Origin of the sequence: Allobosea sp. 2RAB26, from assembly GCF_052115465.1 — a bacterium.
Taxonomy (GTDB): Bacteria; Pseudomonadota; Alphaproteobacteria; order Rhizobiales; family Beijerinckiaceae; genus Allobosea.
Map to the genome: position 1 here is coordinate 251,040 of NZ_JBFRGS010000008.1, position 21,050 is coordinate 272,089.

The following is a 21,050-nucleotide window of genomic DNA, read 5'->3' on the forward strand; positions in this document are numbered from 1 at the left end:
TCCTCCTCGCTGGAGATCTGGCAGGTCCGCGCGGATTGGGTCATGGTTCTGCGTCTATTCTGCGGCCCTTCGGGCGTCCCCCGACGAACGCAGCAAGTGGTTGAAGGCGTCGAGATAGTCGGTCGCCATCCGGGCGGCGGTGAAATGGCCGTCGAAATACCGCCGGACCTGGAAGCGATCCATGGCAACGCTATGCTTTGCAGCGGCAACGGCTTCAGCGATGGAGTCGACGAGGATCCCGGATACGCCATCCCTTACGACTTCAGGCACGGAACCGTTGCGCCAAGCGATAACCGGCGTTCCCGCCGCCATCGCTTCGATCATCACAAGCCCGAACGGCTCTGGCCAATCGATCGGAAACAGCAGGGCGCAAGCGCCGCCGAGGAACGCAGATTTCTGCGCCTCGTCGATTTCCCCGATGAACTCGATTGAGGGATGATCGAGCAGCGGCAAGATCCGGGTCCTGAAATACTCCTCATCAACCGGATCGACCTTCGCCGCGATCTTGAGCGGCATGCCGGCACGCTTGGCGATCTCGATCGCGCGATCCGGTCGCTTCTCCGGCGTGATGCGCCCGAGGAAGGCCAGATACGCCCCTCCCCGCGCGTCGAATGGGCAAAGGCCCGGACCCAATCCGTGATGGACGGTCGCCAGCCAATTCGCAGTTGCCGGCATCGGTTTCCGTTGGCAATCGGAAATCGATATCAGCGGCATCTGGGGGAAGGCCTCATAGACCGGGAGAAAATCGGGCAGGTCCAAGCGGCCATGCAGCGTCGTCACGCATTTGTGCGCGAGATCCGTGAACAAGGCATGCTGCAGCAGATCGAGATGGAAATGGATAATGTCGAAGGAAGCCGCACGCGCCCGGACCTTCGCAAGCATGGCAAGATGGCTCGCGGTGTGATCGCGAATGCCCGCAAGCCGCAAGCCCTGCGGTGCGCAAGCGACAAGCTCGGCGGACGTCGTTGAATCGGCCGATGCGAACAGAGTGACCTGATGTCCTTGCCGAACAAGCTCTTCGGTGAGCCAGGACGCGACCCGCTCCGTCCCGCCATACAGTCTCGGCGGAACCGACTCGGCCAGCGGTGCAACTTGCGCAATCCGCATCCGATTTCTCCAAACGCCGCTGACGTCTGCCGGCACGGCGAGCTAGCAACTCCGGTCGGGCGGAAAAGTTCGGACGCCTTGACCGCCGGCAGCCTGCGCGGCCCGGATCCGGGGGACCGTTTCCGGCATTGCCATCACCATCAGGATAAGCGCGACCAGCCCCACTGCGGACAGCACGGCAAAGGCAACGCTGTATCCGGCCCAGACCACGAGACTGCCGGCAAACACATAGCTCGACGCACCGCCAATGCCCTGAATCGTGCCGATGATCCCGCGAGCCATATTGTAACGACCGCTGCCACGGACGGCACCATAAAGAATAAGCGGCAGCAACACGTCGAACAGCCCTGCGCCGACTCCGTCGAGAAGTTGGAAGCCGATCATCCAGTAGGGGTCATCGACAAGCGCGAACAAGATGCCGCGCAGAGGCACAGCGGCGAATGCCAGCGTCAGCAGCCACTTCCCACCGATGAGATTGGCCCGCATGACAAGGAAAGCCATCGGGATCGTCGCCAGTTGGGCGACGATGATCGCCGCGGACGTCACGGCCGTCTCGAAGCCCTTGGCCTCCAAGGCAAGCGTCTGGCTCGCAAGGGCCAGCATCGGCGCATTGGCGAAATGGAACAATGCAGCTCCGATCGCGAGCACCGCAAAGGGCCGCTCGGCAAACAGCCGTCGCCATGCATAGGGACCGCCCCGGTCGCGGCTCGGTCCTTCGAGACCGCGGGCCAATCGATGGTCGATCGCGCTCGCGGGAATCGAAAGCGCGGCAATCGTCGCCAATCCTGCAAACAGCGGAAGCATGTAGAAGACGCCGCGTTGCCCGAAATGGGTGCCGATCAGCGCAGCAAGTGCAGCAATGAACACATTGCCGATGCGGTCATACGCGGCATTGCGCCCAAGTTGCCGGGCAATGCCGCGCGGCCCGAACATTCCCACCGTGATCGCCGCAATCGTCGGTGCAAAGACGGCCCCCAACAGCGCCATGCTGACGTCCGCGACGAAGACAACCGCTAGTGTCGGGACCGTCGCAATGGCAGCGCCCAGCGTCGCCAGGGCCCAGGCCCCGCCGACTATGAGGGCCCGCTTGGCCCGCGTGGCATCGATCAAGGCGCCGATAGGGGCGTGAAAGGCAATGCCGATCAGCCCGCTTACGGTCAGGAGCGCCCCGATCGTCGCTTGATCCCACCCGACATCCGTCAGGAGGAACACGTTGACATAGGGCCCAAGGCCCCCACGCAAATCCGCCAACAGGAAGTTCAACCAGTCCAGGCTGAGCCGATGCGACACTGAAACCTCGCCGTGGTTTCCCACCCAGATGTCGATGACTGCGTCGTCCACAGGGCGCCCCCCGGCGGCGCTGCGGTTTGAAGCGATATGCCGAAGCCGGCAGAGGGAGCCTTGGAGAGATGCCCAACGCTCCTTACCGCCAGTGTGCCAGGCCGCTGCCGCGATTGCAGACGTGTTGTCCGCGCGTTTCGCCCTGTGCACGCCGTGCTACAGGAGGCTGGTAGCCACCATTCCAATGGCGGTGACGGCCATCACAGCGGTCGAAAGCCAACCAAAGAAGGTCAGTCCACGGCCGATCGTTTGTACGCCCATCACCCGTGGCTGGGTTGCCATCACCATCATCAGCACCATGATCGGAACGGCCACGATGCCGTTGATGACGGCGCTCCAGTAGAGCGCCTTGATCGGATTGATCGGCGTCAGATTCAACGCCACTCCGCAAAGGGTTGCCACCGCAATTGTGACGTAGAACGCCTTCGCATGCTTCGGCTTGCGATCGAGCCCCGTCGGCCAGCGCAGCGTTTCGCCGACGGCATAGGCTGCTGATCCGCCGAGAACGGGGACGGCCAACAGGCCGGTCCCAACAATGCCAAGCGCGAAAAGTCCTTCGGCAAAGACGCCAGCGACGGGTTTCAATGCTTCCGCCGCTTGCGAAGAGCTTTCAATGTCCGTCACGCCATTGGCATGCAGCGTGGCTGCGGCCGTGACCATGATTGCCAGCGCGATGACATTCGAAAATCCCATACCCACAAAAGTATCGAGCCGTATGCGCGCCTTGGCGTCATCGGCTTGCCGGGGCGCCTCCTTGAGCGGTTCGCGCTTCGGATTCGCCATGATATCCTCGACCTCCTGGGAGGCCTGCCAAAAGAACAGATAAGGGCTGATCGTCGTGCCCAGTATCGCGACGATTGCAGTCAAATAATCAGCCCTTAAAGATATGCTTGGAAGTATAAGACTCCGCCCCAATTCCAACCAATCGATCTTTACAAAAAACAGGGTTCCGACATAAGCGAAAAGGGCGATCGTCAGCCATTTCAACACACTGACATAACGTTTGTATTCCAGTAGAACCTGCATAAGGATGCAAGCAATGCCAAATATAATGACATAGACGAGCTGCGGACCAGCCACGAGCAGGCGCAAGGCATCTGCCATCGCACCGATGTCCGCTCCAATATTGATGATGTTTGCAACAAGAAGCAGGGTTACGCCGCCATAGACCAGCCAATCGGGATAATGCCGACGCAGATTTCCTGCGATCCCATGTCCTGTGGTGCGTCCCAGCCGCGCACTGATGATTTGAATGGCACTCATCAAAGGATAGGAAAAGACGAGCGTCCAGGTCGTCATATAGCCGAACTGCGCCCCGGTCTGGGAATAGGTCGCGATCCCGCTTGGATCGTCATCAGATGCGCCAGTGATCAGCCCGGGGCCCAGAACATGCAGGAGCCGCGGCTTGCTGGGCTCCACGACAGGCCTGCGAAATCCATGCGCGTCAGCCATTGTCGTCCGGCTCCTGCGGCCTTTCCTCCATAAGTGGCGAGATGCCGCGATGTTCCCAATAATCTGCCGGAGACTTACGCGACGATCGGATTGCAGCCAGAGATCGTTCCCGATCCGAGTTCATCCATGCGTGGATGACCGCGCCAAATGGTTCCCGGCGTGTCCGTCTAAGCTGAAGGCGCGTTGAACCGACAATCCGCGCCCCAGGGGCCAGATTCCCGACAAGCATTGTCGCGCCGAGGCGAGCGTTGCCCTGCTAGATCATCGGACCGGAGATCGTATCCAGTCCGATGATCTAACCCTTTGTCTTTGCATCGGCTTTGCCCGGAAAACCGCAATCCACTTTTCGGGCCGATGCTTTAGACCGGAACCTTGCTTGCATTCATGCGCGATCAATGACCGCGAGGGGCTCGACGAATGGCAGGCCTTGAGCCCTTGCCACGGGCTCGCAGGTGACCTGCCCGACGCATATGTTGAGACCTTGGCGCAAGTGCGGATCCTGCTTCAAAGCCTCGCGCCAGCCGTGATTGGCGATGGCCAGCACGAAGGGTAATGTCGCATTGTTGAGCGCGAAGGTGGAGGTGCGCGCGACTGCGCCAGGCATGTTGGCCACGCAGTAATGCACGACCCCATCGACGATATAGGTCGGGTCGGAGTGCGTGGTGGCCTTTGAGGTCGCGAAACAGCCGCCCTGATCGATGGCCACGTCCACGACGACGGCGCCCTTCTTCATGGTGCGGATCATATCGTGGCTGACCAGCTTGGGCGCCGACGCGCCAGGGATCAGCACCGCACCAATCACCAGGTCCGCTTGCCTGACGAGCTCTTCAATCGCCGCCTGCGTGGAAAAGACGGTGGTGATCGCATTGCCGAACTGGGTGGCCAGGCGCTTCAGCGGCTCCGCCGACCGGTCCACGACCGTCACCTGCGCTCCCATGCCAATGGCGATGGTCGCCGCATGCGTGCCCGACACGCCTCCGCCGAGAATCACGACGGACGCTGCCGGGACTCCCGGCACACCGCCCAGCAAGATGCCGCGTCCCCCTTGGGCCTTCTCCAGGGCATGTGCGCCGACCTGAGGTGCGAGTCTGCCCGCCACTTCGGACATCGGCGCCAGAAGCGGCAGGCTGCCGGAGGGTGAAGTGACTGTCTCGTAGGCGATACAGATCGCCTTGGATTGAATGAGATCGCGGGTCTGCGCAGGATCGGGAGCAAGGTGCAGATAGGTGAACAGGATCTGTCCGGGCCGCAGACGCTTTCGCTCCTGGGCCAGGGGTTCCTTGACCTTCACCACCATCTCGGCTTCTGCGAATATTATCTCCGGCCCGTCGACTATCTTGGCGCCGACCGCGACGTAGTCCTCATCGGTGATGCCGGCACCAAGACCTGCGCCCGACTGGACCATGACCCGGTGACCATGATGGACCAACTCCCGGACGGATGACGGGACGAGCCCGGTACGCGCTTCATTGTCCTTGATTTCGCAGGGCACGCCGACGAGCATGGAATTCTCCTCCCATGGAGCCAGGGCCTTTATGTTTGGCCCATAGTGCGCGTTTGATTGCGCGGCTGGCAGGATCATTCACCAGCCCGCGCTCGATCATTGCGTCAAATGAGCCCGCTGGCCAGTGCATGGCGATCTGGTCACCCCATCACGAAGTGCGTGAGCTGCGAACGACTTCGATCTCGATTTCTGTACAGCACTCGCCGTTTGTCGGATGGAAATCGACCGAACACGCCGTAACGACCAGGAGAAGATCGCACTCGGCTCGAACGACGACATACCCGCCAGGCGGGTTGATCGACGGGAGAACCTCAAGCCGACCGTCTGGTTGCGGAGGCGAGTTTTGGAACAGGTCGACCGGATCGGGTACGAAAGGTAGCGCAACGCCCTCTTCCTGAAGTGCCAAGAGCAGGTTGTCCCTGCAGTTTGGGTGATCGTGCAGCCCGGCCCGCTCGTAGAGTTCACGGTTGCAGGCAGGAAACAGCATGTCGTGCGGACCGGGGGACCCGTCCTCGACCAATGTCAGAAACGGAACGCCGCGGTCGCTGTAGAAGCTCTCTCCGACCTTGGGAAACAATCGCTCGTTGATGTCTCGGGTCTGGGCCGTGCTCAGCCAGTCGAGTCGGGGCGAGGTGACGAAGGCCCAGAGATCGGCGACCTGCTGCCCCTTCGGATCGACGATGCGGATGATATCGCCACCCGATACGCGTACTGACCGTCCGGATTGGGCGGGAACGACGATGGACAGGTCGCCTGGCTCACGCTTCACAGAACTCGACTGCATTCCAGATCCTCACATCCATTCCGGATCATCCTAAGGTGCCGGTGTTAATTGACGATCAGGATGGCTTGTTCATGGTTCGGGCGCGCACGATAGCGCTTCAGCTGGACCTCACGCGCCCCCTGACGTCGCAGGTCTCGAAGTTTCGGAACAATCATTTCCCGCGCCTGTTCCTGTGATGTCTTTGCACGGAGTGCCGCCAGGACGTGCATCTTGCGTGCAAGCTCAGCCGCGAACGCGGAGTGTCACTTGGAAAAGCTCAAGGCGTATCGTCAGAAGCGCGATTTCGAGAAGACCAGGGAGCCTGACGGAGACGCTGCGGTTTCGAAATCGAACCGCCTGCGCTTCGTCATCCAGAAGCATGATGCGACCAGGCTTCATTATGATCTGCGCCTGGAACTGGACGGGGTCTTCAAGTCCTGGGCGGTGACCAAGGGCCCCTCGCTTGATCCTGGCGACAAGCGCCTCGCAGTCGAGGTGGAAGACCACCCCCTGCCCTATGGAGATTTCGAAGGGACCATACCCAAGGGGCAATATGGTGGGGGGACGGTTCTGCTCTGGGATCGCGGCTACTGGCAGCCGGAGGGCAAGATCAGCCCGGAGCGCCAACTGGAAAAGGGCGAACTCAAGTTCGTTCTGGACGGCGAGCGCCTCGAGGGCAGCTTTGTCCTCGTTCGGATGCGTCATGACCGGGATGGCGGCAAGCGCACCAACTGGCTGCTGATCAAGCACCGGGACGCGCATTCCGTGGATGGCGACGGTGATGCGGTCTTGAAGGCCGACACGTCCGTTGCCTCCGGCCGCAGCATGGACGCGATCGCGGCCGGCAAGGGGCGTTCGCCCAAGCCATTCCTCCTCGCGAAGGACGCCCTCGCCGCTGACGCCGAATGGGACAGCCGGAAGGGTCTGGCCGCGCAGCGCAGACGAAGCCCGGAACGATCCGGATCTCCCAAGAGATCTCGCCCGGCCCCCATGCCACCGTTCATCGCGCCGCAGCTATGCCGAAGTGTCGAGCGTCCCGCCAATGGTGGCGGGTGGGTGCATGAGATCAAGTTCGATGGCTATCGCATCCAGATGCGGGTCCAGGGCGGGACCGTCACGCTCAAGACGCGGAAGGGGCTCGATTGGACCTCCCGTTTTGAAACGATCGCCAAGGCGGGAGAGAGCCTGCCCGATGCCATCATCGATGGCGAGATCGTCGCGCTCGACAAGCATGGCACGCCGGATTTTGCCGCCCTCCAGGCCGCCATTTCGGAGGGCAGGACGGAGGATCTGATCTTCTTCGCCTTCGACATGCTGTTCAGCGTCGGGGCCGATCTCCGCGAGCTGCCACTCCTGCAGCGCAAGGAGCGTCTGAAGGAGACTCTCGACGACCACGGCGACGGCGTCATCCTGCGCTATGTCGAACATTTCGAGACCGGCGGCGACGCCATCCTGAAATCGGCCTGCCAACTCTCCCTGGAAGGCATCGTCTCGAAGGCGGTCGATGCGCCCTATGTGTCAGGGCGCAGCAACAGCTGGACGAAGGCCAAATGCCGCGCCGGGCACGAGGTCGTGATCGGCGGATGGTCCACGACGGCCGGCAAATTCAAGTCGCTTCTGGTCGGCGTCAATCGAGGGTCGGATCTTGTCTATATCGGACGGGTGGGTACGGGCTACAGCGCCGCCAAGGTGCAGGCGCTGTTGCCAAAGCTGAAGGCGGCGGCCGCGACAGCCTCGCCCTTCAAAGGGGCCGGCTCTCCAAAGCGCGAGCCCGGGGTCACCTGGTTGAAGCCCGAACTTGTCGCGGAGATCGAGTTTGCCGGCTGGACCGGGGATGGCATGGCTCGTCAGGCCGCCTTCAAGGGCTTGCGCGAAGACAAGCCCGCCGACGAGGTGGAAACCGACCTCCCCGCCGATCCGAAAGGCACCGAGACGCCGCAGCCGAAACAGGTATCCTCGCGCCGTCGGGGCGAGAGGGCCACTGTCATGGGGGTCGGTATCAGCCACCCCGAGAAGATCTTGTGGCCGAATGCGGGGGATGACCGGCCTGTCTCCAAGCAGGAACTGGCCGAATATTTCGCGGCGGTCGGCGACTGGATGATGCCCCATATCAAGGGCCGGCCCTGTTCGCTTGTGCGCGCGCCCGATGGAATTACGGGCGAGATGTTCTTCCAGCGCCACGCCGGCATGGGAACCTCGAACCTGTTCGAACTCGTCCGGGTCTTTGGCGACAAGAAGCCCTATCTCCAGATCGATCGGATCGAGGCGTTGGCGGCGGCGGCCCAGATCGGCGGCATCGAGCTTCACCCGTGGAACTGCGCGCCCGGAGATCCGGAGACGCCGGGCCGCCTGGTCTTCGATCTCGATCCAGGGCCCGGCGTGACATTCGGTGAGGTGATCGAGGCCGCAAGCCAGATGCGCGAACGGCTGGATGCGCTTGGACTGGCCAGTTTCTGCAAGACCACAGGCGGCAAGGGACTGCATGTCGTCACGCCCTTGGCGGCTGGAAAGCGCAACAAGATCGAGTGGCCTGCGGCGAAAGATTTCGCTCGCCATATCTGCGCGGAACTCGCCGCCGAACAGCCCTCACGCTACGTGGTCAATATGGCCAAGCGTCTCAGAAATGGCCGCATCTTCCTCGACTATCTGCGAAATGACCGCATGGCGACGGCGGTCGCCCCCCTGTCGCCGCGGGCACGGCCGGGCGCTCAGGTCTCGATGCCGCTGACTTGGCCGCAGGTCAAAGCCGATCTCGACCCCAAGCGTTTTACCGTGCGGACCGTGCCGGGCCTGCTGAAGACGACCAAGGCTTGGGAAGGCTATGACGACGCGGCAGGCTCGCTCTCCGACGCGATCAAGAAGCTGGGCAGGCGCGCCACGGCTGCCTGACGGGTTGCCGAAAGCGGCGCCGGGGAACGATCAGCCACGCCACCGCGTTCACCGGGTGTGTCGGGAGATGTGACCATGGCGCCGCGGACGTTCTGGAAGGGCTATCTCAAGCTGTCCCTCGTGACCTGTCCAGTCGCGATGATGCCGGCCCGATCGGACAACGAGAAGGTCCGCTTCCATACGCTCAACCGCAAGACCGGAAACCGGATACGAAGTCGCTTCGTCGATGCGGTCACCGGCAAGCCCGTCAGCGACGAGGACGAGGTCAAGGGCTATCCAAGGGGCGATGACGACTATGTCATGTTGGAAGACGATGAACTCGACTCCGTGGCACTGGAGAGCACCCGAACCATCGACATCCAGACCTTCGCTCCAAGATCATCGGTCGGCTGGATCTGGTATGACACGCCTCATTACCTCGTGCCCGATGCAAAGGTCGGGGAAGAGGCATTCTCCGTCATCCGCGAAGCGATGAAGCGTACGAAGACGGTCGGAATCTCGCGGCTCGTCCTCTATCGGCGCGAACGGGCCGTGCTGCTGGACGCCCGCGATAACGGCATCGTCTTGTGGACCTTGCGCTATGGCGATGAGGTCCGGCCCGAGAAAGATTATTTCGCCGGGATCGGCGAGGCCGCACCGGACTCTGACCTGCGTCCCCTGATGGACAAGCTCATCGCGACCCGCACCAAGGACTGGTCGCCGGAGCTTGCCAAGGATCCGGTCCAGGAGGAGCTGCTTGGTGTCATCAAGGCCAAGGAGAAGGGCCGCAAACCGACGAGGACATCGCCGCGTCCGGCCTCGGAAGGCAATGTCGTCAACATCATGGACGCGCTCAAGCGCAGCCTGGAACCGCGGCGCAAATAATCAACTCGCCTTCTTGCGCGGGGATTGCTTCGCCGCGGCGGGCTTTTCGCCGCCGCCAGCCTTGGCACTTTGACGCAATGCCTCCATCAGGCTGACGACCTTCGAGGGCTCGGGCCGCTTCTGTGGCTTGATCTTGCGGCCTTCGATCTTGGCCTGGACGAGTTCGGCCAGCGCGGCTTCATAGCGATCGTCGAACTGCTTGGGATCGAACCTGCCAGCCTTCGTCTTGATGATGTGCTCGGCGAGGTCGAGCATCTCACCGTCGATCTTGATGCCCGGGATCTCGCTGAAGGCGTCCTCGGCCGAGCGGACCTCGTAGTCGAAGTTCAACGTCGTCGCGACCAAGCCCTCGTCCTGAGGACGGATCAGGATCGATCGCATCCGGCGGAAGATGACCGTTCGGGCCAGCGCGGCCGACTTCTGGTCCTTCATTCCCTCGCGGATCAGCGCGAAGGCTTCGGACGCCACGGGTGAGGCAGGCGCGACATAGTAGGGCTTGTCGAAGAAGATCTCGTCGATCTCGTCGCACCGCAGGAACGTCTCGACCGTGAGGGTCTTGTCGCTTTCCGGGATCGCGGCGGCGATCTCTTCCGGTTCGAGCAGGACGTAATCGCCGTTGCCCTTGTCGTAGCCCTTGACCTGATCCTCGGTCTCGACCGGCTTGCCGGAGACCTCGTCGATGTACTGACGATGGACGCGGTTGCCGGTCTTGCGGTTCAAGGTGTGAAACGAGATCCGCTCGGCGGTCGAGGCTGCCGTGTAGAGCGAAACCGGGCAGCTCACCTCGGCGATCTTCAGAACGCCTTTCCAGACAGCGCGCGGCGCCATGACATTCCCCCATAGCATTTCAGCGGACGCGAGCGAGGAACGAGCGGGCGTCCATGATGGTTCCAGTTTGCACCGCACCACGCGACCAAAGAAGCACCGGAACCGTGATGGACGTCGGCGCGCGGCTGCATTCGTTCACGACAGAAACGGCGTCGACTGGCGGCTACAGGGAACACGTTATCGTGAGATGGTTCTGCCCTTATGCGCCCCAGGCACCCGAGCGCCTGAACAGGGCTTGCCCGGCCAGAGCGTCGCAACGGCTCTGTCTCGTCTTCCGTTTCGTTGACGGGCTGGTCGCATTGCCCTGCCAAGCGCGGGAACCTCAACCAGGCCTCACGTGGTCATGGCGATGTCCGCAATGGCGTCTGCCGCGGCTCGTAGGCGTGGATGGCCGTTCTAAGCGCAGCGAGCTGACGATCTCGGGCGGTGCTCGGCCTGATGCCTTCCAACTGGCCAACGCGCTCACAAGCATCACGATAGTCTTCGTGCGTGCGGAGTGTCACCGTCACTGGTTCTGATCTAGAAAGGGTATCGGACATGCAAAGCACCTCCCTGTAGGGAGCAACCTAAACCTTGGAGCGCTTCCGGCAATGTCATTTGCCGGATGCGGCAACACTTGGTCGAATTCACTCCAGCCGCGTGATGATCAGACCGGTTCTGGCGACCTCGAACTTGCGCTCATCGACAAAGTTCACGAGCGCGCCGCTATCGAGCGTGTAGGTGATGCTGCGCAGACCGGGATAAAGCCGCCAGACGATGACCGCATAATGCTTGCCGTCCTCGTCCTCACAGATCTCGCGTGACAGCTCGGTCGGCATGATGGCAGCCGGCCGGGGGCGACCACTCAGCGGCCGTCGATCGGAAGGTCGTCCGGGTTTCCGCTTGGGATGAAAAGCGCGGGGTAACGAACCCATGTCAGCACTCCCATATCACCACCATATCCTAACTGCTGAGGCGGCACGAAGTTCCACGTCGCCGGAACGAGTGCCCGCTGCCCGGCGTTTGTCTGCGGTGGAGGAGAACCCGTCATGCGCGCGCGCCAGATGTCGCGGTCCGGCCCCGGTTCGGAGGCGTTGAAGGGCACGGTCGTGTCGCCCGTTGCCATACCAGTGGAGGCCCGTCTCCCTGACGACAGCACGCAAGATGACGATCCCATGCCGCAGCATGTCGAGCCATGCCTTGCCAGTGAGGCGGCAAAGCCGCCCAAGGGGGCCAATTGGTCTTTCGAGGTGGCATGGGACGGCTACCGGCTTGCCGTCCATATCGAGCCTTCGCGCGAGGTGCGCCTGCTTACGCGAGACGGCCGGGATTGGACGGCCCGCTTTCCCGCGATCGTGGCGGCGGCGAAACAGATCGTCGTCGACAGTGCTATCCTCGATGGCGAGGCCGTCATCCTCGACCGGAGCGGAAAATCGGATCTCGCGGCCTTGGAGCAAGCGCTCGGCGGGCGAGACGGCAAGGGCAGCGCCGAACTCGCGGTCCTGTTTGCCTTCGATATTCTGTACCTCAATGGACAGGATCTGCGGCATCTGCCGCTCTCGCAGCGGCGCGAAGTCCTGGCCGATGCAATCGACCGCGCGTCTCCCGGTATCCTGCTCAGTGAGGACGTGATTGCCGACGGAGAGGCGTTCTACACCCTCGCCTGCAAGCTCGGCCTCGAAGGCATCATCGCAAAACGCCTTGATGCACCCTATCGCTCCGGCCGCGATGGTGACTGGCTCAAGATCAGGTGCATCCAGTCGGAGCGCTTCGTCATCATCGGATATGAGCCTTCGATCGGCTTTGGAGGAATCGGCAGGTTGCTGCTCGCTGCGGAAAAGGCCGACGGCTTGGTCTATGTCGGCGGGGTTGGCAGCGGCTTCACCGAGCTGTCCGGCGCCGCCTTGAAGGCGCGGCTCGACGCGAGACTCGTTCCGCGACCACCCCTGGCCATCCAGCGGACAGCCGCGCGCTGGGTTTCGCCCGTGCTGGTTGCCGAGATCGAATTCCGCGGCTGGACCGATGACGGCAAGCTTCGCCATGCGACTTACAAGGGCCTGCGCGACGAAGCCGGTGCTGCGAGGATCTTTCGGTTCGATGATGCATAGGAGTCAGGACCGAGCCAGGGCCGGACATCGCGGACAAGGCCACGCGTTCGCCAGGCAGCAAACGGCCCGCCAACGGAAGCCGTTGGCGGGCCGAACGGTTGGACGATTGTGCTGATCACTCGATGATCTGAACGATCCTGCGGGTGCCGGGCTCGACCAGCACAGTGCGGTTATTCACGACCGTATAGCGGTACTGGGTCGCGCCATACTCGCGCGGCACTTCGCGATAGGTCACGCCCTCATTCGGGAGCACGGTGCCGACCGCGAGCGGCTCGGCATAGGTGTAGGACGGCACACGCTGCTCGACCACATAGGTCTTGAAGCGGGGGGTATTGTCGCCGACGATGCCGCCTACGACAGCGCCACCCACGCCGCCGACAACAGCACCGACCGGACCGCCGACGATCGCCCCGCCCACGGCGCCTGTCGCCGCGCCGGCAGCTGCACCACCCTGCGCGCCCTGCGGATTCTGGGCGAATGACGCGACGGGCACGAGAATCAGGGTCGCGGCGAGAGCAAGCTTCTTCATCATCACAGATCTCCTTCGCTGAGGGTTCTGTGATCAGGAACGGGCTCGATTCCGGTTTGTTCCACCGATCGGCATCCGGACGTCGGTGTCCCGCGAGAGGCCGCCTGCGTCGCGAACGGCCGCAATCAGGTCTCGGCCTGGGTCACCCCAAGCTTGTGCCAGAGCTGTTCCCTGTCCATGCAGGAGACGTCGTAAGTGACCTGCCGGCCCTTGAATTCCGGTCGCTTTCCGAACTCCACCGTCATCGCGCGCGCGATGTCGTCGATGCGGGCTTCGCAGGCCTGCACCGTCGTGAAACCCTGTTCGCTGATCCGGGCGGCGGTGCAGGTCGCTTCGCCGGAAATGCAGGCAACGATCACCATCGTGAAGGCATCCATGGAGGCACTCCGAGTGAAATTTGAGTCAGGCCAGCCATGAAGGCTGCGGTTTCAGGGTTACCGAGAGCTTAAGGGGAACAAGCAAAATGCGGGCCTGCACCACCTGCGCCGCGCGATCGCGCCGTCTGCCGTTGCATAGGCTTGCCCGAAAACCGCAATCCACCCGACTTTGGGGCCTATGCTTCAGCGCCACATGCTCTTGAGCCGCGCCGACACGTCAATTCTCACGCCGCTGCGGTGTTGCATGGCGGCCTGAGCCTGATCGATGGGCCAGGTCGCCTGCTCGAACAGGTGCAATAGAGCGTGCGGGATGAACCGTGTGCGTGCGGCGTAGACATGCCGATCCCCGCGCGCCGCCTGGCCATGGGTGAAGAAGCGCTGCGGCACGACCAGATGCAGGTCGTCTTTGGCACGCGTCATCGCGACATAAAGCAGCCTGCGCTCCTCCTCGATCTCGGCGGTTTCCCCGACGGCGAGGTCACTGGGAAGACAGCCATCCACCGTGTTCAGCACAAAGACCGACTTCCATTCCTGCCCCTTGGCGGAGTGGATGGTCGAGAGGACGAGAAAATCCTCGTCCAGCGATGGCGGCCCCGCTTCATCGCTCGTTGCGTCGGGCGGATTGAGGGTGAGCTCAGTAAGGAAGCGCTCGCGGGACGGATAGCCGGAGGCGATCTGCTCCAGCTGAACCAGATCGGCGCGACGCGTGGTGAAATCCTCGTGAATGCGCTCCAGGTGAGGGTCGTACCAGAGACGGGCCCGTTCGAGGTCTGCCGGCCAGCCTATCCCTGAGCGCAGCGCCCGGAATGTCGCAACGAAATCCGGCCAGGCGTCGCCCGTGCGCGCCGGCGCCGACAGCTCCGCGAGGCCTGCTGCGAAATCATCTGCCGTGCCGGCCTGATCGAGCACGCGTTGCGCGGAGGTCGGCCCCACGCCCGGAAGCAGCTGCAGCAAGCGGAACCCGGCGACCCTGTCGCGCGGATTCTCGACGAAGCGCAGCATCGCCAGCATGTCCTTGACATGGGCGGCATCGAGGAATTTCAGCCCGCCGAACTTCTTGTAGGGAATATTGCGCCGTGTCAGCTCGACCTCCAGCGGGCCGCTGTGATGCGAGGCCCGAAAGAGCACCGCCTGCTGCTTGAGCGTGTGCCCCGCCTCCCTGTTCTCCAGCACGCGCGTCGCGACGAAGCGCGCCTGGTCGGCTTCGTCGCGAACATTGACGAGCTGGGGCTTGCCGCCCGACTGGCGGTCGGTCCAGAGGTTCTTGGTGAAGCGCTCGCGGGCGAGCTCGATCACCCCATTCGCGGCGGCCAGAATGGGCTGGTTCGAACGATAGTTCTGATCGAGCGTGACGACCTCAGCCGGCGGGCTGAAGGCCTGGGGGAAATCGAGGATATTGCGGATCTCGGCCGCGCGGAACGAGTAGATCGATTGCGCATCATCGCCGACGACAGTGAGCCCCTGGCCATCGGGCTTGAGCGCCAGCAGGATCGAGGCCTGCAGCTTGTTGGTATCCTGATACTCGTCGACGAAGACATGGTCGAAACGTCCGCCCATCTCCGCGGCAAGGCTGGGCTCGCTTGCGGCCTGGGCCCAGCACAGCAGAAGATCGTCGTAATCAAGGACGTTCTGGGCCTGCTTGGCCTCGACATAGGCTGAAAAGAGCTGCTTCAGCTCCCCTGCCCATGATGCGCACCAGGGAAAGGAAACACCCAGCACGGCCTCAACCGGCTCTTCGGCATTGACGCAGCGCGAATAGACCGCAAGGCAGGTGCCCTTCTTGGGAAAGCGCCCTTCCGTTTTCGAGTAGCCAAGCTCGTGACGAGCGAGGTTCATCAGGTCGGCGCTGTCCTCGCGGTCATGGATCGTGAAATGCGGATCGAGCCCAAGCTCCGGCGCGTAATCCCGGAGCAGCCTTGCTCCCACGCTGTGAAAGGTCCCGGCCCAGGTCAGCGCGTCGGTCATGACGGCAGCCCCCTCTCCCAGCACGTCGCGCGCGATGCGCTCCACCCGCCTCGCCATCTCGGCTGCAGCGCGTCGGGAGAAGGTCAGCATCATCATGCGGCGCGGGTCCGCACCGTTCAGGATCAGATGCGCGACACGATGCGCGAGCGTGTTGGTCTTGCCGGATCCCGCCCCCGCGATCACCAGCAAGGGACCCGGCTGCGTGCCGACGCCGTGCTCGACCGCGCGGCGTTGCGCGGGGTTGAGCCTGTCGAGATAGCTTGGTGGCGCCAGCGAATCGAGAGCGAACATGTCTCATATTCGATCATTTTTCGCGTTTTGTTCGCAACGCAAAAGATCGGGAATAGGGCAGCCGTCCTGAGCCAGATGGCCGAAGCCCTATGGCAGGATCGGTTTCGACCTGATCATGAGGCGGCGATTCACCTCACCCAGCCAGCGAGGCGAGCGCCCGCTCGATCCGGGAACAGCCGCCCCTGGCGCGCGCCTTCTCGAAGGAGGCCGCGAGCTTCCCGTTGGCATAGGCCTTCACCACGATGGCGTGGACATAGCTCTTGCGCGCCACGGCAGGCGTGTTCGCCAGTTGCTCCGAGACGGCGCGCATGATCTCGGCGAGCTGACGCTTCTCGCTGCCATCGCGGATCATGATCTGGCTGGCCAGCAGCAGTTCGGCGGCCGCAGCGTTCCCCGCCAGCATCCTCAAATCCTTGGCACTGATGGCGAGGCCGGAGATCTCGCGGAGATAGGCGTTGATGTCGCCGGCATGGACCGGCGTCACCTTGCCGTCCTCGTCCCGGTATTGCAGCAGTCGCCGGCCGGGCAACTGCGCAATCCGGGCAAGTGCTCGGGCGAGCGGGCCATCCTGCCGCGAGCATGCGATCTGTTTTCCGCCCTTGCCCCGAAACAGCAGGTCGATCCGCGAGGCCGTCAACGCGACATGGCGCTTGAGGAGCGTCGAGGCACCATGGCTGCCATTGCTCCTCGCATAGGCCTCGCCGCCAACGCGCAGATGGCAGCGGTCGATGATGGCGACTGCGCAAGCCAGCGTTTTCCTGCGGCAGAGCGAACGCGCCTTGAGATCATCGGCGACCGCCTTGCGCAAACGGGGCAGCGCGTCGATCAGCAGCCGCAATCGCTTCAACTTGCGGCGTTCGCGGACCCGCTCCCATTCGGGATGATAGAGATATTGCAGCCGCCCGGCCTCGTCCCGCCCGACCGCCTGGAGATGGGCCCGTGGATCGGCCGCGATGCGCACCTCGCGATAGGCGGGCGGAATTGCAAGTGAGCGGATCCGCTCAAGCAAGGCCGCGTCCCGGACGGGCTCGTCAGTGGCGTCGAGATAGGCAAAGCCCCTGCCGCGCCGGCCCCTGCGGATCGTCAGATCTCCGGGATTGACGATCCGCAGCCGACCATGGGCGCGGGATGGCTTGCCGGCGACCATGGCGTTACTGCTTGCCCAGCGCTTCCTGCATCAAGCCGCTTCCCGGCGGTTGTGATAGCGGCGCACGAGTTCTTCGGCGTAGGCCAAGTCAGCCTGCGTGAAGGCCGGCACCGGATCCGTGAGGATGGCGGTGAGGACATCCCGGTCGCGCTGGCCATTCGCTATCACAAAGGCGAGCGCATCCCTCGTCTCGCGTTCGGCATGAAGCTGGGCCACGAGGGCCGCAATCAATCTGTCCTTGGCCGATAGCTGCATGGCAAAACCTCCGCAGGAAGCTTCGCGATAAACACGGTCGGGCCAGCGCTTGTTCCGCCCAGGCGCAATCGGTCAGCCCGCCAGCGGCGGCGCGCCGATCGTGACGGTGAGCGCGCCGAGGCGCTCGATGCTGCCGACGAGAACATTGCCGGGAAGGACCGCGCCGACGCCATGCGGCGTACCGGTCATGATCACATCGCCGGGCTCAAGCGAGTAATATTTCGAGAGTGTCGCAATGATCTCGGGCGTGCGCCAGATCATCAAGGACAGGTCGGAATCCTGGCGTGCGACACCATCGACCTCCAGGCGGATTTTGCCCGTCGACGGGTGGCCGACCTGTCCGACCGGGTAGATCGGGCCGCAGGGCGCCGAGTGATCGAATGATTTCTTAAGCTCCCACGGGATCCGCGGGCCGTCTGGCGTGTCGAGCAGCTTGCGGCGGGTCATATCGAGGCAGATGCCGTAGCCGAAGACATGCTCGAGCGCTTCGTCCTGAGGGATGTTGTAGCCGCCGGACTTCATCGCCACCATGAGCTCGAGCTCGAAGTGAAAATCGTCCGTCATCGGCGGATAGGGAACGAAGCCGCCGTTCTGGACGATCGCATCGGCCGGCTTCTGGAAGATCAGCGGGAAATCGCGGGTCTCGTCGCCGCCCATCTCCCTGACATGGGCGACATAGTTGCGACCGACGCAGTAGATCCGCCGGATCGGGAAGCGCGCCGAGGAGCCCTCGATCGGCAGTGACTGGAGGGTCGGCGCCGGAACGGCGAAGTCTGCGAGTGTCGTCATCTGGGAAGCCATGCGCTGGGTCACGATCGGGACAGCATATGGGCCGGCTCGATCCTGTCCAGATAAATCTGCATATTTTTATCACACAACAGATAATCTGAATTTATTTGACACGTCTGACCGATAATGCATCGTTCGCTCATCCGTATCAGAAAAACGCAAGGGGAGCGGGATGAAACGTAGGCAGTTCATGGCAGCGGCGGCGGGCCTGCCGCTTGCGCTCGCAGCGTCGCGTGTTCATGCGCAGGCGCAGGATGAGCTCACGATCGTCTATCCGAGCCCGGGCGGGCTGGGTTATTTCGCCCTCTATGCCGCGATCGGTGAAGGTTATTTCGCCGAGGAGAAGCTCAAGATCCAGCCGCGCAGCGTCAATGGTTCGGCCCAGGCCATCCAGGCGCTTCTTGCGGGCCAGGCGCAGCTCGCCCATCCCGGCCCTGGGCCGTTGATGGCGGCACGCGAGCGCGGCCAGGATCTCGTCTACATCTACAATTACTTCACGCGCAGCCAATTCAACCTCGTCGTGCCGGAGGCTTCGCCGTTTCAGAAGCCCACCGACCTGAAGGGCAAGGTCATCGGCGTCGGTACGGCAGACGGGGCGGAGGTCGCGTTCGTGCGCTCCATCTTCGACGCCGAGGGCATGAAGGAAGGCCAGGACTACAAGTTCATCACGGTTGGCGAGGGCGGCATGGCCGTCGCCGGCTTCATGCAGAAGGCGATTGACGCCTATGCCTCCGACACCGCGGGCGCGGCCACGCTGACACTGCGCGGTGTCAAGCTGCGCTCGCTGACACCTCCGCCGTTCCAGTCCTTCTTCGGCAACGGCTATGTGGTGACGCGGAAATATCTCGACGAGAACCGCAGCATGCTGGAGCGCTTCGGCCGCGCGCTGGTCAGGGGCACCAAATTCGGGATCGACCCGGCCAACCGGGCCGCGACCCTGAAACATGCCCGCATGGGCAATCCGCAACAGCTGGAAAACATGCCCTTCGCCGAGGCTCTGCTCGACGTCTATTACAAGCTGACCAGTCCGATCGATCCCGCCAAGGGTTTTGGCTACAACCACCCCGCCGCCTGGGAGATGTGGCAACAGACGCTCGTTGCCTCGGGCGATCTCAAGAAGCCGCTGGCCGACCTGACCAAGGCCTATTCCAACGATCTCGTCACGGCCTGGAACGCTCCGCGATGACGGTGGCGGCGACTGTATCGGCCGAGGCGCGACCTCGGCCGGTCTACGAACTCGCGCAGGTTTCGAAATCCTACGGCGAGCGCGTGGTGGCGCTGGAGAACGTCGATCTGGTTCTCCGGGAAGGTGAGTTCCATTCGGTCATCGGCTCGAGCGGCTGCGGGAAGTCGACGCTGCTCAAGATCATGGCGGGCCTGACACCGCCTTCGAAGGGCCGGGTGATGCTCGCGGGGACACCGGTGCTGGGCGCCCGTGCCGATATCGGGATGATGTTCCAGCAGGCGACGCTGTTTCCGTGGCGGACGACGCTCCAGAACATCCTGCTGCCGGTCGAAGTCCGCGAAGGGCGCGCTGCAGCCGAGACGGCCGCGGCGCGTGCTCGCGTCCTGCTCGAACTGGTCGGGCTGAAAGGGTTCGAGGACACCTACCCCTCGCAGCTCTCGGGCGGCATGGCGCAGCGCGCCGCGATCTGCCGGATGCTGATCTCGGAGCCGAATGTGCTGCTGCTCGACGAGCCGTTCAGCGCACTCGACGAGATCACCCGTGATTTCATGAACATGGAGCTGCAGCGCATCTGCCGCGAGCGCAACGCCTCGGCCTTCCTGGTGACCCATTCCATCGCCGAGGCCGTCATCCTCTCCGACATCGTGCATGTGATGTCGTCGCGCCCCGGGCGGATCGTGCGCAGCATCCCCATCGCCCTGCCGCGGCCGAGGACGCTCGACATGACCACGCTGCCGCTCTTCGGCGAGTATGTCGGTGTGATCCGCGGCCTTCTCGACAAGGGAGCATTCCTTTGAGCCATGTCGCGGAGAAGCCGTTGGCAGCCGCCCTGCCCGCCGACACGGTCTGGATCGAAAAGGTTTCGTGGATTTCCAAGGCCCCGCGCTGGGCCTCGATGCTTGGGCTGCTCGTGCTCTTCCTCGGGCTCTGGCAGGGCATCACCGCCGCCGAGATCGTCTCGCCGCTGATCCTGCCTACCCCCGGCGATACGCTGCGCGATATCGGCTTCGTCGGGCGCAACCTGATGGCCGGGGACTATATGCTGCCAGCCTTCTGGGTCACGGCAAGCGAGGTCCTCGTGGGCTTCGTCGTGGCGCTGGCGATCGGTGTCACGCTCGGCGTCGTGGTCGGGGAAACGAGCTTCGGCGAGCGCGCGGTGATGCCTTACATCGTCGCGGTCGACACCATGCCCAAGCTCGCCTTCGCTCCGCTCTTCGTCGCCTGGCTCGGCTTCGGCATCATGTCGAAGGTCGCGCTGGCGGCCTTCATCTCGGTGTTTCCGATCATCGTCGGCACCGCGGCCGGGCTGCATGCGGCCGACGAAAATGCGCGCATGCTGTTCAAGAGCATCGGCGCCTCGCGCCTGCAGACGCTGGTCAAGCTGAAGATCCCGACCGGCCTGCCGCAGTTCTTCACCGGCCTGAAGATCGCGGCGATCAGCGTGGTCTCGGGCGCGATCGCCGGCGAATTCCTCGGCGGGGGCCAGGGCTTCGGCGAGCTGATCCGGGTTGCCGCATCGCAGCTCGACACCCCGCGCGTCTTCTCGCTGATCATCTATCTCAGCCTGCTCGGGCTTTTCATGTTCGGCGTCGTGTCCTGGATGCAGTACAGGTTCGTCTTCTGGCAGCGTTCGAGTAACACCATCTCTTCCAGGGCACCCCGGTGAGCGGCAGCAG

The 21,050-nt window shown here is 63.3% G+C and carries 19 protein-coding genes; 6 read left to right on the forward strand and 13 right to left on the reverse strand.

The annotated features are described in order from the left end of the window. Positions 1–54: 54 nt before the first annotated feature. The 5 genes from AB4118_RS17950 to AB4118_RS17970 all read right to left on the reverse strand — a co-directional run bounded on the left by AB4118_RS17950 (position 55) and on the right by AB4118_RS17970 (position 6,188). Positions 55–1,107 carry a glycosyltransferase family 4 protein gene (locus AB4118_RS17950; protein WP_441491011.1) on the reverse strand — a complete coding sequence of 351 codons (1,053 nt, stop codon included), beginning with the start codon at positions 1,105–1,107 and terminating at the stop codon, positions 55–57. A gap of 42 nt (positions 1,108–1,149) precedes the next feature. Beyond that, positions 1,150–2,448 (reverse strand): MFS transporter, encoded by a 1,299-nt coding sequence (locus AB4118_RS17955; RefSeq protein ID WP_441491012.1) that lies wholly within the window; start codon positions 2,446–2,448, stop codon positions 1,150–1,152. A gap of 156 nt (positions 2,449–2,604) precedes the next feature. Next, the gene (locus AB4118_RS17960; RefSeq protein WP_441491013.1) at positions 2,605–3,900 is read right to left on the reverse strand and encodes an NRAMP family divalent metal transporter; all 1,296 of its coding nucleotides are present in this window, start codon (positions 3,898–3,900) and stop codon (positions 2,605–2,607) included. Between the two features lie 382 nt (positions 3,901–4,282). Continuing rightward, on the reverse strand, positions 4,283–5,404 hold the full coding sequence (gene ald, locus AB4118_RS17965) for an alanine dehydrogenase (RefSeq protein WP_441491014.1): 1,122 nt from the start codon (positions 5,402–5,404) through the stop codon (positions 4,283–4,285). Positions 5,405–5,552: 148 nt separating this feature from the next. Further along, positions 5,553–6,188, reverse strand: coding sequence for a DUF1989 domain-containing protein (locus AB4118_RS17970; protein ID WP_441491015.1), 636 nt, complete (start codon positions 6,186–6,188; stop codon positions 5,553–5,555). Positions 6,189–6,434: 246 nt separating this feature from the next. Here AB4118_RS17970 and ligD (AB4118_RS17975) point away from each other — a divergent pair, with 246 nt between their 5' ends. Further along, positions 6,435–9,056: a DNA ligase D gene (gene ligD, locus AB4118_RS17975; RefSeq protein ID WP_441491016.1), complete on the forward strand. Its 2,622-nt coding sequence runs from the start codon at positions 6,435–6,437 to the stop codon at positions 9,054–9,056. A gap of 75 nt (positions 9,057–9,131) precedes the next feature. Then, positions 9,132–9,920: a non-homologous end joining protein Ku gene (gene ku / locus AB4118_RS17980; RefSeq protein WP_441491017.1), complete on the forward strand. Its 789-nt coding sequence runs from the start codon at positions 9,132–9,134 to the stop codon at positions 9,918–9,920. Here ku (AB4118_RS17980) and ku (AB4118_RS17985) read toward each other — a convergent pair whose 3' ends face one another. Then, positions 9,921–10,748, reverse strand: a complete 828-nt coding sequence (ku, locus tag AB4118_RS17985; protein WP_441491018.1) for a non-homologous end joining protein Ku — start codon at positions 10,746–10,748, stop codon at positions 9,921–9,923. Positions 10,749–11,374: 626 nt separating this feature from the next. Continuing rightward, positions 11,375–11,566: a hypothetical protein gene (locus AB4118_RS17990; RefSeq protein ID WP_441491019.1), complete on the reverse strand. Its 192-nt coding sequence runs from the start codon at positions 11,564–11,566 to the stop codon at positions 11,375–11,377. A gap of 210 nt (positions 11,567–11,776) precedes the next feature. On the opposite strand from AB4118_RS17990, the gene ligD (AB4118_RS17995) reads away from it, so the two are divergent. Beyond that, entirely contained in the window at positions 11,777–12,835 is a 1,059-nt protein-coding gene (gene ligD, locus AB4118_RS17995; RefSeq protein WP_441491020.1) for a non-homologous end-joining DNA ligase, read from the forward strand. 115 nt (positions 12,836–12,950) lie between these two features. Here the strand turns inward: ligD (AB4118_RS17995) and AB4118_RS18000 are convergent, their stop codons facing one another. The 6 genes from AB4118_RS18000 to AB4118_RS18025 all read right to left on the reverse strand — a co-directional run bounded on the left by AB4118_RS18000 (position 12,951) and on the right by AB4118_RS18025 (position 18,188). Continuing rightward, positions 12,951–13,367: a DUF1236 domain-containing protein gene (locus AB4118_RS18000; RefSeq protein WP_069881129.1), complete on the reverse strand. Its 417-nt coding sequence runs from the start codon at positions 13,365–13,367 to the stop codon at positions 12,951–12,953. Between the two features lie 122 nt (positions 13,368–13,489). After that, on the reverse strand, positions 13,490–13,741 hold the full coding sequence (locus tag AB4118_RS18005; protein ID WP_441491021.1) for a hypothetical protein: 252 nt from the start codon (positions 13,739–13,741) through the stop codon (positions 13,490–13,492). A gap of 183 nt (positions 13,742–13,924) precedes the next feature. Further along, complete coding sequence (locus tag AB4118_RS18010) at positions 13,925–15,997, reverse strand: ATP-dependent helicase (RefSeq protein ID WP_441491022.1); 2,073 nt, start codon at positions 15,995–15,997, stop codon at positions 13,925–13,927. 133 nt (positions 15,998–16,130) lie between these two features. Further along, positions 16,131–17,144 carry a DNA topoisomerase IB gene (locus AB4118_RS18015; RefSeq protein ID WP_441491023.1) on the reverse strand — a complete coding sequence of 338 codons (1,014 nt, stop codon included), beginning with the start codon at positions 17,142–17,144 and terminating at the stop codon, positions 16,131–16,133. Positions 17,145–17,174: 30 nt separating this feature from the next. Then, on the reverse strand, positions 17,175–17,399 hold the full coding sequence (locus AB4118_RS18020) for a hypothetical protein (protein ID WP_441491024.1): 225 nt from the start codon (positions 17,397–17,399) through the stop codon (positions 17,175–17,177). Positions 17,400–17,471: 72 nt separating this feature from the next. Continuing rightward, positions 17,472–18,188 (reverse strand): fumarylacetoacetate hydrolase family protein, encoded by a 717-nt coding sequence (locus tag AB4118_RS18025; protein ID WP_441491025.1) that lies wholly within the window; start codon positions 18,186–18,188, stop codon positions 17,472–17,474. Between the two features lie 172 nt (positions 18,189–18,360). Between AB4118_RS18025 and AB4118_RS18030 the strand changes: the two genes are divergently transcribed. Genes AB4118_RS18030 through AB4118_RS18040 form a run of 3 tightly spaced genes read left to right on the forward strand, consistent with a single transcriptional unit; the run spans position 18,361 to position 21,040 of the window. Beyond that, entirely contained in the window at positions 18,361–19,374 is a 1,014-nt protein-coding gene (locus AB4118_RS18030) for an ABC transporter substrate-binding protein (protein ID WP_441477901.1), read from the forward strand. Continuing rightward, positions 19,371–20,171, forward strand: a complete 801-nt coding sequence (locus AB4118_RS18035; protein WP_441491026.1) for an ABC transporter ATP-binding protein — start codon at positions 19,371–19,373, stop codon at positions 20,169–20,171. The genes AB4118_RS18030 and AB4118_RS18035 overlap by 4 nt, the downstream gene beginning before the upstream one ends. Then, complete coding sequence (locus AB4118_RS18040) at positions 20,168–21,040, forward strand: ABC transporter permease (RefSeq protein WP_441491027.1); 873 nt, start codon at positions 20,168–20,170, stop codon at positions 21,038–21,040. Before AB4118_RS18035 ends, AB4118_RS18040 begins: the two co-directional genes overlap by 4 nt. The last annotated feature ends 10 nt before the right edge of the window (positions 21,041–21,050 follow it).

Bases quoted from the DNA above. Each gene is read 5' to 3' on its own strand.
- AB4118_RS17950 (WP_441491011.1), bottom strand. From the start codon at position 1,107: ATGCGGATTGCGCAAGTTGCACCGCTGGCCGAGTCGGTTCCGCCGAGA.
- AB4118_RS17960 (WP_441491013.1), bottom strand. From the start codon at position 3,900: ATGGCTGACGCGCATGGATTTCGCAGGCCTGTCGTGGAGCCCAGCAAG.
- ald (WP_441491014.1), bottom strand. From the start codon at position 5,404: ATGCTCGTCGGCGTGCCCTGCGAAATCAAGGACAATGAAGCGCGTACC.
- AB4118_RS17970 (WP_441491015.1), bottom strand. From the start codon at position 6,188: ATGCAGTCGAGTTCTGTGAAGCGTGAGCCAGGCGACCTGTCCATCGTC.
- ku (WP_441491017.1), top strand. From the start codon at position 9,132: ATGGCGCCGCGGACGTTCTGGAAGGGCTATCTCAAGCTGTCCCTCGTG.
- ku (WP_441491018.1), bottom strand. From the start codon at position 10,748: ATGGCGCCGCGCGCTGTCTGGAAAGGCGTTCTGAAGATCGCCGAGGTG.
- AB4118_RS17990 (WP_441491019.1), bottom strand. From the start codon at position 11,566: ATGCCGACCGAGCTGTCACGCGAGATCTGTGAGGACGAGGACGGCAAG.
- ligD (WP_441491020.1), top strand. From the start codon at position 11,777: ATGCGCGCGCGCCAGATGTCGCGGTCCGGCCCCGGTTCGGAGGCGTTG.
- AB4118_RS18000 (WP_069881129.1), bottom strand. From the start codon at position 13,367: ATGATGAAGAAGCTTGCTCTCGCCGCGACCCTGATTCTCGTGCCCGTC.
- AB4118_RS18005 (WP_441491021.1), bottom strand. From the start codon at position 13,741: ATGGATGCCTTCACGATGGTGATCGTTGCCTGCATTTCCGGCGAAGCG.
- AB4118_RS18010 (WP_441491022.1), bottom strand. From the start codon at position 15,997: ATGTTCGCTCTCGATTCGCTGGCGCCACCAAGCTATCTCGACAGGCTC.
- AB4118_RS18015 (WP_441491023.1), bottom strand. From the start codon at position 17,144: ATGGTCGCCGGCAAGCCATCCCGCGCCCATGGTCGGCTGCGGATCGTC.
- AB4118_RS18020 (WP_441491024.1), bottom strand. From the start codon at position 17,399: ATGCAGCTATCGGCCAAGGACAGATTGATTGCGGCCCTCGTGGCCCAG.
- AB4118_RS18025 (WP_441491025.1), bottom strand. From the start codon at position 18,188: ATGACGACACTCGCAGACTTCGCCGTTCCGGCGCCGACCCTCCAGTCA.
- AB4118_RS18030 (WP_441477901.1), top strand. From the start codon at position 18,361: ATGAAACGTAGGCAGTTCATGGCAGCGGCGGCGGGCCTGCCGCTTGCG.
- AB4118_RS18035 (WP_441491026.1), top strand. From the start codon at position 19,371: ATGACGGTGGCGGCGACTGTATCGGCCGAGGCGCGACCTCGGCCGGTC.